Here is a 13,985-nt window from a genome sequence, read left to right as displayed (position 1 = left end):
GTGGCGCAGGATTCACTTTTTGGGCCTCAAGACACGAAGAACGATTCGGCTCAGCGGTACTTCCATCCTGGCGGACACGCCCCGCTTGCTGTGCGGATGCGTCCACGGAGTCTTGATGAAGTTGTCGGCCAGCAACACCTCCTCGCACCGGGGAAGCCCCTACGCAGGCTCATCGAGGGCGACGGTGAGGCATCCGTTATCCTTTACGGGCCTCCCGGAACTGGGAAGACGACGATCGCTTCGCTCATCTCCGTCGCTACTGGCAACAGGTTTGTGGGCTTGTCGGCACTTGATTCCGGGGTGAAGGAAGTACGTGCAGTCATCGATACTGCGCGAAAGAAGCTCATTGAGGGAACGCGCACTGTCCTGTTCATCGACGAGGTTCACCGTTTCTCCAAAACGCAGCAGGATGCGTTACTGGCGGCGGTAGAGAATCGAATCGTGCTGCTCGTTGCCGCAACCACCGAAAACCCCAGCTTTGCGGTGAATGCGCCGCTACTCTCGCGGTCTCTCCTTCTCCAGTTGGAGAGCTTGGGACCAGAAGATCTGAAAACGGTTGTACTCCGTGCATTGGAAGATGAGCGGGGGTTTGGGGGCGAGGTAGGTATCACCGACGATGCCCTGGATCAACTGGTAACGCTTGCAGGTGGAGATGCCCGCCGCGCATTGACCTACGTGGAAGCCGCAGCTGAAGGTGCACGCAGCATCGACGCAGAACGGGGCTCTGCCGGCGATGGGAATTCCCCATCCGCTGAGGAACGCTCCGGTCAGCGGCGAGAATCCGTCGCTGGTTCGGATCAACCCTCTGAAGCCACCGAAGCCACTAATGCCGCTGGACCCACGGGGATCGATGCACATAACGACGAGGCGGAGGTCACCCCAAGTGGAAAAAGCTCCGCACAACGCGTTCCCACTCCGCCTGGAGCAAACGCGGACATCGCGGATCCTGAAAGTAGCGCGCATCCCGGAGGTAGCGCGCATCCTGAAGGTAGCGCGCTTCCCGGAGGTAACGCGCACACTGAAGGAAGCGGGGACTTTTTGTCTGTCGATGGTGGGGATCCCGAAGACGGTGCGCAGTCACCGACGCGGATAATCACGCTGGAGACTCTCGAAGAGACAATCAACAAAGCGGTGGTGCGCTACGATCGCGACGGTGATCAGCATTACGACATCATTAGCGCATTTATTAAATCTGTGCGCGGCTCGGACGTGGATGCAGCCCTGCACTACTTGGCGCGGATGATAGAGGGTGGAGAGGATCCGCGGTTTATCGCACGCCGGCTCATCATACTGGCCAGCGAAGATATCGGGATGGCTGATCCGACTGCGCTGTCCACTGCAGTGGCGGCAGCACAGGCCGTCGCGCTCATCGGTATGCCAGAGGGGCGCCTCAGCCTTGCACAGGCAACGGTGCATCTCGCGCTTGCGCCAAAGTCGAATTCGATCATTACTGCCATCGATAACGCGCTGGCCGATGTGCGGAAAGGGAAGAGCGGGCCGGTCCCTCGCCATCTCCGCGATGGACACTATGAAGGCGCGAAACGTGTTGGTGCAGCTATCGGGTACACGTATCCGCACGATGACCCCCGCGGGATTGTCACACAGCGCTACATGCCTGAAACGTTGGACGGTGCAACGTACTATCAGCCAACATCCCACGGCAGAGAAGCGAACATACAGGGGTTTGCAGCCAATTTGAGGTCCATCGTGCGCGGTGGGAAATAGGACGGTCACCGTTTTGTTGTGACTCACCCCGTGCGGACGTTGGCATGTGGTGGGGGTGAGACACGAGGGCAAGCACAGTGGTGGGGTAACATATCCCAAGTTAAAAATATTTTTCGCGTGAGAAAGGCCATCAGGCATGCAGACCCATGAGATTAGGGAACGTTTTACCAAGCACTTTGTGGATGCGGGCCACACCCCGGTACCCAGTGCGTCCCTGATCCTCGATGATCCCACCCTGCTGTTTGTCAACGCAGGCATGGTGCCCTTTAAGCCGTACTTCCTGGGGCAACAGAACCCGCCCTTTGAGAATGGCACGGCAACAAGCATCCAGAAGTGCGTGCGTACCCTCGACATCGAAGAAGTAGGCATCACCACCCGTCACAACACGTTTTTCCAGATGGCTGGTAACTTCTCGTTTGGCCAGTACTTTAAGGAAGGGGCAATCACTCACGCGTGGACGCTTTTGACCGGTTCGCAGGACGAAGGTGGCTACGGCCTTGACCCTGAGCGCCTGTGGGTAACGGTCTACCTCGACGATGACGAGGCAGCAGAGATCTGGCGGGACAAAATCGGCGTTCCCGAAGAGCGTATTCAGCGCCTTGGCATGGCGGACAACTACTGGTCCATGGGTATTCCTGGCCCGTGTGGTCCGTGCTCTGAGATCTACTACGATCGCGGTCCGGAATACGGCAAGGACGGCGGCCCGGTCGCCGATGACAACCGTTATCTCGAGGTGTGGAACCTCGTGTTCATGCAGAACGAGCGCGGTGAGGGTACCGGCAAGGACAACTTCGAAATCCTCGGCCCGTTGCCGAAGAAGAACATCGATACCGGCATGGGTGTCGAGCGTATCGCCTGTATCCTCCAGGGCGTGGACAATGTGTACGAGACAGATTTGTTGCGTCCCGTCATCGATGCTGCGGAACGCTTGACTGGCTCGACCTACGGTGAGGGTTCTCACGAGGATGACATCCGCTTCCGTGTGATTGCGGATCACTCCCGCACCGCGATGATGATCATCCTTGACGGCGTTACCCCCGGCAACGAGGGGCGCGGCTACATCCTGCGGCGTCTTCTCCGTCGCATCATCCGTTCTGCTCGCCTCCTTGGTGCTAAGGGCAACACGATGGAGACGTTCATCACCACGATTATGGATACGATGACGCCCTCCTACCCGGAGATCGAGAAGGCCCGCGAGCGCATCCTCACCGTGGCTGTGAATGAGGAGAAGGCTTTCCTTCGCACCCTCGAGTCCGGCACGGAGCTGTTTGAGCAGGAAGTGTCCGCAGTTAAGGGTGCCGGCAAGACGGAAATCTCCGGCGAGAAAGCGTTCACGCTGCATGACACATACGGTTTCCCCATCGACCTGACACTGGAGATGGCCCGCGAACAGGGCCTGACTGTCGATGAGGAAGGCTTCCACTCCTTCATGGCGGAGCAGAAGGCCCGCGCTAAGGCTGACAACCAGGCCAAGAAGCACGGTGCTGCGGATCTGACCGTTTACCGTGAGTTTGTGGATAACCATCCGACGGAGTTCATCGGCTACGATCAGCTGGAGGGCGAGAGCCCAGTGATCGGCCTTGTCGCCGGTGGAGAGAAGATTCATTCGGCCAAGGAAGGGGACGAGGTCGAGGTCATCGTCGAGGCCACCCCGATGTACGCGGAGGCAGGCGGTCAGCTCGGTGATCGCGGCACGATGACGATCGGCGATGCCACTCTGAACGTCAATGACGTTCAGAAAATTGGTAAGAAGCTGTGGTTGCACAAGTCCACCGTCACCGCCGGCGGATTCGAGGTCGGGGATACTGCTGCTTTGCATGTGGATGAGCAGTGGCGTCACGCTGCTCGCCAGGCACACTCCGCTACACACCTCATCCATGCCGCACTTCGACAGACTCTTGGGCCGACAGCAGTTCAGGCCGGCTCCATGAACAAACCGGGTTACCTCCGCTTCGACTTCAACTATGCTCAGGCTCTTACTCCGAAGCAGCTTGAGGAGATCGAGCGCATCACGAACGAAGCGGTGGATACGGATTGGACTGTGAACACCAATGAGATGCCGCTTGAGGAAGCCAAGGCGATGGGTGCGATGGCACTGTTCGGCGAAAACTACGGTGACATTGTCCGAGTTGTCGAGATCGGTGGACCGTTCTCGATGGAGCTGTGTGGTGGTACCCACGTGGCCCGTTCTGCGCAGATCGGGCCAGTGGCCGTGCTCGGCGAATCCTCTGTTGGTTCTGGTGTCCGCCGAATCGAGGCCTACTCCGGTCTCAACTCTTTCAGCTACCTGTCTAAGGAGCGCAGCCTGGCGGAAGGACTCGCTACGGCTCTCAAAACCCCGAGTGACGACCTACCGGAGCGTATTGCACAGCTGACGGAGAAACTGAAGGCTGCCGAAAAGGAAATCGAGAATCTGCACGCGAAGGCGCTGGCTGATCGTGTGGGTGCACTCGTTGATTCCGCGAAGAAGGCCGGTTCTTTTGAACTCATCGCTGAGAACCTCGGTGAGACCGTTGGTGCCAAGGATCTTCGCGCCATGGCGCAGGATTTAGCCAACCGACTCGGGAGCTGTTCAGCGGTTGTCGTCCTTGGTGGATCGCAGGGCGGAAAGGCTCCGTTTGCCGTTGCCGCTACTGCTGCCGCTGTCGACGCAGGTATCAAGGCCGGAGATGTGGTCAAGGTGATTGGTGAACACGTTGGCGGTAAGGGCGGTGGCAAGCCGAATTTGGCTCAGGGCTCGGGATCGAACCCTGCTGGATTCACCGCAGCTTTCGACGCGGTTACCCGCGATTTGGCTGCTCGCTAACTGATGGGGAAGAACAGGCGCACGGGCAATGGCGGTGGACGCTCCTCGCAGCAGCGAAGGGGCGGACGCGGTAACCGCCAGTGGCATCGGGCAACCGGTGGTCATAGAGGCAACCGGCCCAGTAGGCAAGGGGAGTCACGTGCCCCTGAAAAGGGAATTGACCCCCGTCTCGGTGTCGAAGCCTTGCGCTTGATGGGGCTTGAGGATATCGAACCTTCCGTAGCGGGGGTCGACGATCCTGGGGATGGTCGCCGACTAGCGCTAGATGTGGGGACTGTCCGAATCGGCATCGCTTCATCCGATCGCGATGCCCGAATGGCCATGCCCGTGGAGACTGTTCCCAGATCTCATAAGCGCGTCGGGAGCGAAATTCCAGACGGCGAGGATATTCGTCGAATTATGCAGATCGTGCGCGAATACGAACCTGTCGAGGTCATCATCGGATTGCCACGGGACCTGAAGGGCAACGGTTCGGCATCAGTTGTCCATGCTCGCGATATCGGTCAGCGCCTGGAACGCGTTCTGGCTGGGGCCGGGCAAGCAATTCCGGTTCGGTTCGCTGATGAGCGCCTGACCACCGTCATCGCCACGCAGGCTCTTCATGCCTCTGGCCTGACGGAACGCGCGGGGCGTAAGGTGGTCGACCAGGCGGCCGCTGTGGAGATTTTGCAGACCTGGCTCGATGCTCGGCGGAGTTATTTAGCTACCTCGCAAGACAAGACACAGGACGAAGACGGCGAGGCGGATGCCAACGGGGTGTGAACGGGTCTCTGCCCCCGCTTTACCGCAGTTATCGTCTACGCATTTTGTCGTGGTCCTAGTGGTAGTCCTCGTACCTACATGACTGTCCTCGCTGCGAACACCCCACGGATCGATACTTCTGTCGCGTTCCTGTGCTCTTTTTGGGCGCGGGCGTTTTTTGGGTGCGGGTGTTTTGGGCACGGGCACTGCTTTCTGCATCTGCCGGTTCGGTAATGCACAGCTCGCAATGCAGGGGAGGGACATAGAGTCCCGAATGCTTCTGTCCTGACATCTCGCAGCCGGTAGGCTTTCCCGGTTGGTGGTTACCTCTCGCCGGTGTGTGGGCCTAGCTGGCGATTGGTTCGAGGTAGCTCTTTCTTTTCCGCCTCGAGGTTCACCACTCCAGCTGAGGATTCTGGTGCAATACAGTCCCCATTGCAGCAACCTCTCCACGGCAACGATGAGAGGTCGAAGGTTCATGTGGCTTGTCGACGCCAGGTAGCTGGTCGCTTCGGTGTCTTCGAATAGTCACCGTCTGTGCGCAAGGAAAGTGGTGAGAGGTAAATTTTTTATTAATTCCTAACCGATATTGCCGGGTCGTTGCACACGGTTTGGTAACAATAGGATAAAATTTCTGATTATGGCACGTAGATCACCAGCTCTCGGAGGCTCAGAACCAACGTCAGACTCGGCGTTTCGCAATGGTTACTGCGGTGCGCATGGCTCGCATGCCGGCAGCAGTGGTACTGGAGATGGACGTGGCCGGCGGATCGGCGTGCTTATCGGCCTGATCCTCACACTCATCGCTGCAATTGCTTTCATCGGAGTCAAGGCCCAAAGTGGTGGGGATTTTCGCGGAGATGGTAACGGACAAATTGTGCTAGCAGAAATCAAGCCAGGGTCAACGCTTTCAGAACTGGGACCGACGCTGGTGGAGACGGGAGTTGTTTCGAGCAACGAGGCTTTCCAATCAGCAGCGGCAACGAATACAAAAGCAGCGGATGTAAAACCCGGATTTTACAAGTTGCAGAAGAAGATGAGTGCCGAGGCGGCTGTCAACGCGTTTGTTAATCCAGAAAACGCGATTGATCTGCTGAAGGTTCCTACCGGCGCAACCCTCATGGATTCCAAGGTAGTTGGTGGGGACACTCGGTTCGGTATTTACTCACTCATCTCTGCTATTTCCTGCAGCGTGGGTGATTCCTGCTTGAGCCCAGAGGAACTGCAGTCTGCAGGCGCAAACGCAGACCCAACCTCGCTTGGCGTGCCGTCATGGGCAATGGGACATGTGCAGGAGGCTACAGGTGACCCGAAGCGCCTCGAAGGGTTGATTGAACCTGGTGAATACGTTATTGACCCCGAGGCGAGCGCAGAGGAGATTCTCACACAACTGGTCACAACCTCCGCTCAGAGCTTCACAGAAACTGGAATCGTCGAGCGTGCCGGAGCAATCGGTTTGAGTCCCTACGAGCTGCTTACGGCAGCATCGCTGGTCGAGCGGGAGGCTCCCGCTGGCGAGTTCGATAAGGTGGCGCGCGTCATCTTGAATCGCTTGGCAAAGCCGATGCGTTTGGAGTTTGATTCCACTGTCAACTACGGCCTGGACGAGCAGGAAGTTGCAACGACGGACGAGGATCGCGCCCGCGTCACTCCCTGGAACACCTACGCAAAGGACGGTCTTCCGGCCACACCGATCGCCTCGCCGTCTATCGAAGCAGTGACTGCCATGGAGAATCCGGCACCCGGCAATTGGCTATTCTTTGTCACCATTGACAGGGACGGAACGACTGTCTTTAACGACACGTTCGAGCAGCACATGGCCGATACACAAAAAGCTGCAGATTCAGGAGTCTTGGATTCCAACCGCTAGCGGAGGATCAGAGGCCTTTTAGTGGATAAGGGAGCGCCCTATGGGCGCTCCCTTCCCTTTATTTCCCTATTTACTGGTCACGTTTAACCGCCGGATTGTTCTGTCTCCCCATTTCTCGCTACCAACGTCGTGTGATATTCAGGAGAATGCGGTTTGCGTTTGCGCTCAGATGACGTAGGCCGCACCCTGCCGATCATCGTGAACATGGACGAGTGCGGGAGCACGAGCGCGGACACGTCGATGTGCTTTTCATCTTTTCTACCCAGCTTGTACGGCATCCCAGCTTGAACGGCATCGCTGTGTGCTGAGATTCCACGTATGTTCTCTCTCCTCCGGGCGACAGCGTGGAAGGCTCCCGCAGGCTCCCGGTTTGGCCAAAGCGCGAATCGCTTCGCCGAACACGCTGAGTACCAGTTGGCAGCCGAGTTTCTCCCGACAGTATGCAGGAATACGGATGCGGCCCTTCTTTCTCTCCTGGTACATTTGCTCCTAACAGTGCTCTCGCACACGGCTCATTGGCCACGCACGCGCCCTTTATTAATCGCTCGCCAATCATCCTGGTGTCTGGATCGTGGGTTGGTGTGCACGTTAGGTTTCGTTCTCGTTTGTCACTGACATGTTTGTCGAGGTAAACCTAATGAGGGCACCGACCTGCGGGAGCTGTGTTTGGAGTGTGTGGAACGGCAGCATGCGTGTGGTCAGCGTAAAAATCGAGCATTGCGCGTGCGCAGTGCACAACTTATCAGTGGAGAATCTATGAACACCTGCTATGTAATCGGCTCACCCATCGCCCACTCACTGTCTCCGGTACTGCACACGGCCGGCTACGAGGCGTACGGAATTGCCGCCGAATGGACATTTCTCCGTCACGAATGTGTGGCCGAGGAGGTGGCAGACTTTATCTCTCACCTTGACTCATCGGTGCGGGGAGTGAGCGTCACGATGCCATGTAAATTTGCGGCACTGGATGTCGCAGATGAAGTTTCCGATCGGGGAGCCACAATTGGTTCCGCCAACACTCTTGTGCATAACGAGGATGGGACGTGGTTTGCAGACAATACCGATTGTGAAGGAATCCTCGGTGCGCTTGAAGAGCTGGGTGTGGCTGGCACTGTGCGTGGGCGTGACGCTGTTGTCATTGGCGGAGGTGGCACATCGCGGCCAGCATTGTGGGCTCTTGGATATCTTGGTGCGTCGGGTGTCACCGTAGTTAATAGGACCGACAAATCTGATGAACTGCGCCCCATCGTCGGTGATGCGGACTTCCACTACGTCGATTACTCCGTCGACCTAGCTTCACTGACTTCAGATGCCGCAGTTGTGATATCAACAGTTCCATCTGTGGTTTTAACAGGAAAAGAAGAGGACATTGCCCAATGTCCGGTCTTAGATGTCATTTACGATCCTCGCCCGACTCCGTTGGCAACCGCCGCGCGAAAGAAAGGGTGCAGCGCGGTCGAAGGCAACGTCATGCTCTCCTACCAGTCCTTCTCCCAGTTCGAGCAGTACACCGGGTTGCGGGCTCCTCGCGACGCAATGCGGAATGCTTTGGATGAATATCTCGCCGAGTGAAACCCCGACATTGATACGAAAGATGAAGCGTACTCGAGGTAACGGTGTGCCTGGTGGACGAGTAACCATGTGCGTCGACAAGCAAGGGCGTGCGAAACCGGTTGTGCGGGGCAAGTCGGAAGCGCAACCACTATGTTCGTACACTGGGGCTCATGTGGGGGGACATCGCTCAGGCAGAACAACAGCTACCAGCCACGCACCTGCTCGTCGGTGTTATTGCGAAGGGTGTTGATGAGTGGGTGGGGACAGCTGTTCTGATCCTTACCTTTGTCTGGATGTGCCTGCTTGTCGGATGGGATGTGTGCTTTCGGCGGTTGCCCAATTGGCTGACAGTCCCAGCCTGGCTTGTCGCTCCTACTGCATGCGTGGTCCTTGACGGGGCGCATGCTCAGGAACGGCTGTTAGCTGGAGTGGTCTGGGTGGCGCTCTACCTCGCTGTTGGTCTTCTAACGGGCGGTGTCGGCGGAGGAGACATCAAGGTCGCGTTTCCCCTCGGGATCATTGTCGGTTTTCCGTATCTCTTCGCCGCTGTCGCCGGTGCGTCTGTAATCACACTCCTTTCCGCTCGCCCCACACACCCGGTAGCCCACGGGCCTGCAATGATCCTCGCGGTTGTCCTGTGCTACTACGCTCGTTCACTTTGTGCAGGGTTTTAGCGTGAAAGCATGGGGGACTGGCTTTGGTTTCCCGAAGGTGAGCTAGTGGTGCGGGCTGACAGGTGTGCGTGGAGGTTGGCTGTAGGCACGCAGTGCGGATGTGCGTGGGTGACGTTTCCGGGCGAACAGAGCCGTGCGCAGAGTTGGGAAGAAGGTGCACAGAGTGGGGAAGAACGTGCACAGAGCGGGGAGGAAATTGTTTTTCACGATATTCGTGAAAGAATATGCTCTATGCTTCGATGGTCTACTTCAGGAGAATCACACGGACAGGCGCTAGTAGCCCTGATTGAGGGGATGCCCCGCGGGATCGAAATGAGCACCCGCGATGTGCAGCGTGCCCTCGCACGACGTCGGCTCGGATACGGGCGTGGCGCCCGGATGAAGTTCGAGGCCGATGAGGTCACTTTCCTGGGGGGTTTTCGCTATGGATATACTCTCGGAAGCCCGATTTCCATTGTCATCGGAAATACAGAGTGGCCGAAGTGGACGACGATTATGAGCGCCGACCCCGTTGACGAGAATGATCCCGAGGTAGATAAGGCGCTGCATTCAGGCAGGGGAGCAACGCTGACTCGGCCACGGCCGGGTCATGCGGACTTCGCGGGCATGATCAAATACGGTGCAGAGGACGCGCGTGACATCTTGGAGCGTTCCTCTGCGAGAGAAACCGCAGCACGGGTGGCATGTGGGGAAGTGGCCAAACAGCTGCTGGCACAAGTCGCGGGGATCACCATCCTGTCCCACGTCGTATCGATCGGTGGGAGTCAACCGAAAGACACGAGTGTCCCCCAGCCGGGGGACGAAGAACGCATTGATGCTTCCCCGGTCCGCGCAATGAGCGAGGAAGCGACTGCAGCTATGGTCGCTCGCATCGACGAAGCGAAGAAACAAGGCGACACTCTCGGCGGTGTGGTTGAAGTGGTAGCGCATGGGCTGCCGATTGGATTGGGATCACACGTGACGGCTGGAAGCAGGCTGGATGGCCAACTGGCCCAGGCCGTCATGAGCATTCAGGCCATCAAGGGCGTGGAAATTGGTGATGGATTCGAAGAAGCCAACCGGCCCGGAAGCGCCGCTCACGATGAGATTGTTACTGACGACGGCGTGCCTACTCGCGCCAGCAACCGAGCTGGTGGACTCGAAGGCGGAATGACCAACGGCCAACCACTCGTCGTCCGAGCCGCAATGAAGCCAATTTCGACCGTTCCACGAGCGCTACGTACGGTGGACATGTCGACGGGCGAACCGGCTACTGCAATTCATCAGCGCTCCGACGTATGCGCTGTTCCCGCTGCAGCCGTCGTAGCTGAATCTGAGGTGGCACTTGTACTTGCTCGGGCAGTCCTAGACATGTTCGGTGGAGACACGGTGGGTGAGATCACGAAGCGGGTTTCTGACTACCGCGCGTACGTCAACGAGCTGTTGACGTGGGGGAATGGTGCGCATGAGTAAGCCGCGCGTTGTTCTCGTCGGACCGCCCGGAGCTGGGAAGACCACCATCGGGCATCGACTAGCAAGCACCCTCAACATTCCGTTCATTGACACTGATCAGCTCATCGAGAAGGAATACGGGAAGGCGTGCGGAGACGTGTTCTCCGAACTTGGTGAAGCTACATTCCGAGATGTCGAACGTGAAGCCATTTCTCTGGCTCTTTCCAACCACGGAATCGTCAGCGTGGGTGGCGGGGCAGTAACTACGCAAGCGACTCGAGATTTATTTGCCGGTCACACTGTGGTGTGGCTTGATGTCTCAGACGAGGCTGGCTTCGCTCGCACCAGCGCAGAGGGAACGCGCCCGGTGTTGGAAGCTGAAAATCCGAAGGAGCACTACGCAAAGCTTCTCGCAACACGGCGGGACTGGTACCGCGACGTGTCAATGTACCGTGTCCGTACCGACGACAAGCGACCGACCGCCATTGTAGGGGAGATCCTCGAGATCATTTGGGGGTAGTCGCTATCGCTATAAACACCCGCGTTCCTTCGGTGCGACTGGAGGGACGCAGCATGTGAGCTAAAGCGTTAGAGGAATCGCTGTTCGTTCCTGCGAAGCCGAACGGAGGACGAGCCACAACCGGCCGATAAGTGGTGACCGTGGTCCTGAATTTACCCCGGGAACGTCAGTGGAACCGTGGTTAAGCTTCGGTGCTAATGAGTTGTAAGTGGGGGAGAGTCGGTAAGTATTGTCGGAATTATTGGCCGACGTGCTCATCGTGGGGGAAGTGTACGGCTCATAACTCTTGAAGATTGCGCTAATTGTGCAGATTTCGGGGGTAGGCGTTCGTTGGAAAAGTGCAGGTCAGAGCCGTTGGTTCTGAAGAATTGAGCTAAATTTGTTCAGCATGTGGCAAAATTAGCAAAGAAGAAACCGCTATGTTACGTAACTTCGCGTGATTTTCTCTAAAATTTTAGCAAATAGATGTAGGGTCGCTACGGGCCGATGGAGGTAGAGAATGCCAGACAGGCAGAGCATCGTTGTCAATGCTCAAAGGCAGTACACTGTCACGATTGGGAACGACCTGAAGAAAGAAGTTGTAGCCTTTATCGCAGGTTTGGAGAAGGCTCGTCACGTTGTCCTCGTTCACCAGCCAACATTGGCTCACGCTGCTTCACAGCTGGAAAGTGAATTGTCCCTTTCTGGGCTCGTAGTGACCCTGGCTGAAATCCCCGATGCTGAGGCTGGCAAAACTTCTGCCGTACTAGAAAAACTCTGGGACCTGTGTGGGGAGAATAATATTTGCCGTTCCGACGTCGTTGTCGGGCTCGGTGGAGGTGCAGCGACAGATCTGGCAGGTTTCCTCGCTGCCACGTGGATGCGCGGTGTCCCACTTGTCAACATTCCTACGTCCTTGCTTGGCATGGTTGATGCTGCTGTAGGCGGAAAAACCGGTATCAATTCCTCCTACGGCAAGAACCTTGTCGGATCGTTTTACGAGCCCAACGCCGTTTTTGTTGACCTCGACTTTCTTTCCACACTTCCGGAGGAAGACCTCATTTCCGGGGCAGCCGAAATCATCAAGTGTGGTTTCATCAAAGATCCCGCGATCCTCGAGATTGTAGAGAAGAATCCGGCGTGCTTCCAGGAGAAGGCGGCGGACCTCACCTCAGTTATTACGCGCTCCATACAAGTTAAAGCCGATGTTGTCTCTCAGGATCTCCGGGAGAGCGGTCTACGCGAGATCCTTAACTACGGGCACACATTCGGTCATGGTGTGGAGAATTACGAGCAGTACACTTGGAAGCACGGCTATGCGGTTGCTGTGGGGATGGTATTTGCCGCACAGCTTGCAAAGAATCGTGGCCTGATCACGCAGGATCTCGTCGATCGGCATATCAAGATCCTCGACTCTGTCGGCCTTCCGACGACGTATAAGCAAGGTATCTTTGGCCTCGTTTACGAGTCCATGAAACACGACAAGAAGGCGCGGGCGGGCAAGCTTCGGTTTGTTTGCCTCGAAGGTGTCGGAAAAACGACTCGCGTTGAAGGCCCGAGTTTTTCGGAGCTGCGCGCAGCATACGAAGCCCTCGCCGCCGAATAAAATCAACCTCACACAACCTTGGTTATCTGGGGGAGATGCAACGGTGCCCGCCGGGCTCATTCGACGTGAGTCCATGACTGTGGTTTCACTGGTGAAGCGGCAGGTTATGGCCCCGTTTGCACTCGGATCGCCAGCGCCTTGTGTGAAAATAAGTAACGCACGCACGATTGCTCGGTTCCTGCTGATTACCCTATTTTCACCTGCGTCCTTTTAGATCCCTCGTGCGTTTTCGTCGGTGGCGGAGTGTTTTTCAGCGATGATGACGGCGATGGTAACAGCGCTGTCTGGTCTACACTGAGCAGGTGATACACCACCGACGCGGTGTGGGGCCGGCACTCGTGCATGTAGCGTACGCGTGATTTCACGATCCGATGAGAAAGGAATACCTCCCCATGACACATCAGCAGGAGAACTCGCCACTCGATTTTTCCACCAGCGGGCGCGTGTCTGACTCTGCGGATATTCTCGTGCTTAATGGTCCGAATCTGGACCGACTCGGGAAACGCCAGCCTGAGGTGTACGGAACAACAACACTGTCTGACGTATGTGCGCTTATCGATTCGGAGGCGCACGCCTACCAGGTCACCGTGTGCCATCGTCAATCTAATTTTGAGGGGCAGCTCATCGAGTGGGTCCACGAGGCTGCCGATGCGGGTATCCCAGTGATCATCAACCCGGGCGGTTTTACTCATACCTCCGTCGCGTTACGAGATGCACTAGCCGAAATTGCCGACGGAGCCGGGTTTGTAGAGGTGCACATTTCCAATATCCATGCCCGTGAGGAATTTCGGCATCACAGCTTCCTTTCGCCAATCGCGCGAGGCGTGATTGCCGGCCTTGGAATTTACGGGTACGTCGCTGCACTCGGTTACTTTGCTAGGCCATCCCAGTGCTAGCTGTTCCTCTCCCCGCATAGGAGCAGCATTTTTGCACTCTGATCCCTGATTCGGTGAGCTGCACCCAACGCGTGGACCGGACGGAACCACCGGACGGCGTCGGCACCCATACGACAGATTTTCCGAATATTCTCTCCGGATCAATTTTTTGCCGGAGAGCTCATGGTAGACCGTTTCCGCACG

At 57.1% G+C, this 13,985-nt stretch carries 10 protein-coding genes; all 10 read left to right on the top strand.

Annotated elements, in window-relative coordinates; all coding sequences use genetic code 11:
* The 10 genes from CGLUCO_RS06950 (at position 1) to aroQ (ending at position 13,802) form a co-directional block, all read left to right on the top strand.
* Positions 1-1,725, top strand: a complete 1,725-nt coding sequence (locus CGLUCO_RS06950) for an AAA family ATPase (RefSeq protein WP_005394088.1) — start codon at positions 1-3, stop codon at positions 1,723-1,725.
* A gap of 136 nt (positions 1,726-1,861) precedes the next feature.
* Positions 1,862-4,531, top strand: coding sequence for an alanine--tRNA ligase (gene alaS / locus CGLUCO_RS06945; protein WP_005389902.1), 2,670 nt, complete (start codon positions 1,862-1,864; stop codon positions 4,529-4,531).
* Between the two features lie 192 nt (positions 4,532-4,723).
* Complete coding sequence (gene ruvX, locus CGLUCO_RS06940; RefSeq protein WP_005389904.1) at positions 4,724-5,293, top strand: Holliday junction resolvase RuvX; 570 nt, start codon at positions 4,724-4,726, stop codon at positions 5,291-5,293.
* Between the two features lie 754 nt (positions 5,294-6,047).
* Positions 6,048-7,142, top strand: a complete 1,095-nt coding sequence (locus CGLUCO_RS06935; protein ID WP_005389906.1) for an endolytic transglycosylase MltG — start codon at positions 6,048-6,050, stop codon at positions 7,140-7,142.
* Between the two features lie 756 nt (positions 7,143-7,898).
* A complete protein-coding gene (locus CGLUCO_RS06930) occupies positions 7,899-8,714 on the top strand; it encodes a shikimate dehydrogenase (RefSeq protein WP_005394083.1) in 816 nt (271 codons plus the stop codon).
* Positions 8,715-8,866: 152 nt separating this feature from the next.
* The gene (locus CGLUCO_RS06925; protein ID WP_084036310.1) at positions 8,867-9,370 is read left to right on the top strand and encodes a prepilin peptidase; all 504 of its coding nucleotides are present in this window, start codon (positions 8,867-8,869) and stop codon (positions 9,368-9,370) included.
* Between the two features lie 231 nt (positions 9,371-9,601).
* Positions 9,602-10,822, top strand: coding sequence for a chorismate synthase (aroC, locus tag CGLUCO_RS06920; protein WP_040428822.1), 1,221 nt, complete (start codon positions 9,602-9,604; stop codon positions 10,820-10,822).
* A complete protein-coding gene (locus CGLUCO_RS06915; protein ID WP_005389911.1) occupies positions 10,806-11,321 on the top strand; it encodes a shikimate kinase in 516 nt (171 codons plus the stop codon). Before aroC ends, CGLUCO_RS06915 begins: the two co-directional genes overlap by 17 nt.
* Before the next feature lie 499 nt (positions 11,322-11,820).
* Positions 11,821-12,906 (top strand): 3-dehydroquinate synthase, encoded by a 1,086-nt coding sequence (aroB, locus tag CGLUCO_RS06910; protein WP_005389912.1) that lies wholly within the window; start codon positions 11,821-11,823, stop codon positions 12,904-12,906.
* 392 nt (positions 12,907-13,298) lie between these two features.
* A complete protein-coding gene (aroQ, locus tag CGLUCO_RS06905; protein ID WP_231286055.1) occupies positions 13,299-13,802 on the top strand; it encodes a type II 3-dehydroquinate dehydratase in 504 nt (167 codons plus the stop codon).
* The last annotated feature ends 183 nt before the right edge of the window (positions 13,803-13,985 follow it).

This window comes from Corynebacterium glucuronolyticum DSM 44120, assembly GCF_030440595.1.
In the GTDB taxonomy this organism is placed as follows: domain Bacteria; phylum Actinomycetota; class Actinomycetes; order Mycobacteriales; family Mycobacteriaceae; genus Corynebacterium; species Corynebacterium glucuronolyticum.
The sequence above is the reverse complement of the archived record's forward strand: the minus strand, read 5'-3'. Positions and strand labels throughout refer to the sequence as shown.

Excerpts from the sequence above, each read along its gene's own strand:
- CGLUCO_RS06925 (WP_084036310.1), top strand. The coding sequence starts at position 8,867 with ATGTGGGGGGACATCGCTCAGGCAGAACAACAGCTACCAGCCACGCAC.
- alaS (WP_005389902.1), top strand. The coding sequence starts at position 1,862 with ATGCAGACCCATGAGATTAGGGAACGTTTTACCAAGCACTTTGTGGAT.
- aroC (WP_040428822.1), top strand. The coding sequence starts at position 9,602 with ATGCTTCGATGGTCTACTTCAGGAGAATCACACGGACAGGCGCTAGTA.
- aroB (WP_005389912.1), top strand. The coding sequence starts at position 11,821 with ATGCCAGACAGGCAGAGCATCGTTGTCAATGCTCAAAGGCAGTACACT.
- CGLUCO_RS06930 (WP_005394083.1), top strand. The coding sequence starts at position 7,899 with ATGAACACCTGCTATGTAATCGGCTCACCCATCGCCCACTCACTGTCT.
- aroQ (WP_231286055.1), top strand. The coding sequence starts at position 13,299 with ATGACACATCAGCAGGAGAACTCGCCACTCGATTTTTCCACCAGCGGG.
- CGLUCO_RS06915 (WP_005389911.1), top strand. The coding sequence starts at position 10,806 with ATGGTGCGCATGAGTAAGCCGCGCGTTGTTCTCGTCGGACCGCCCGGA.
- ruvX (WP_005389904.1), top strand. The coding sequence starts at position 4,724 with ATGGGGCTTGAGGATATCGAACCTTCCGTAGCGGGGGTCGACGATCCT.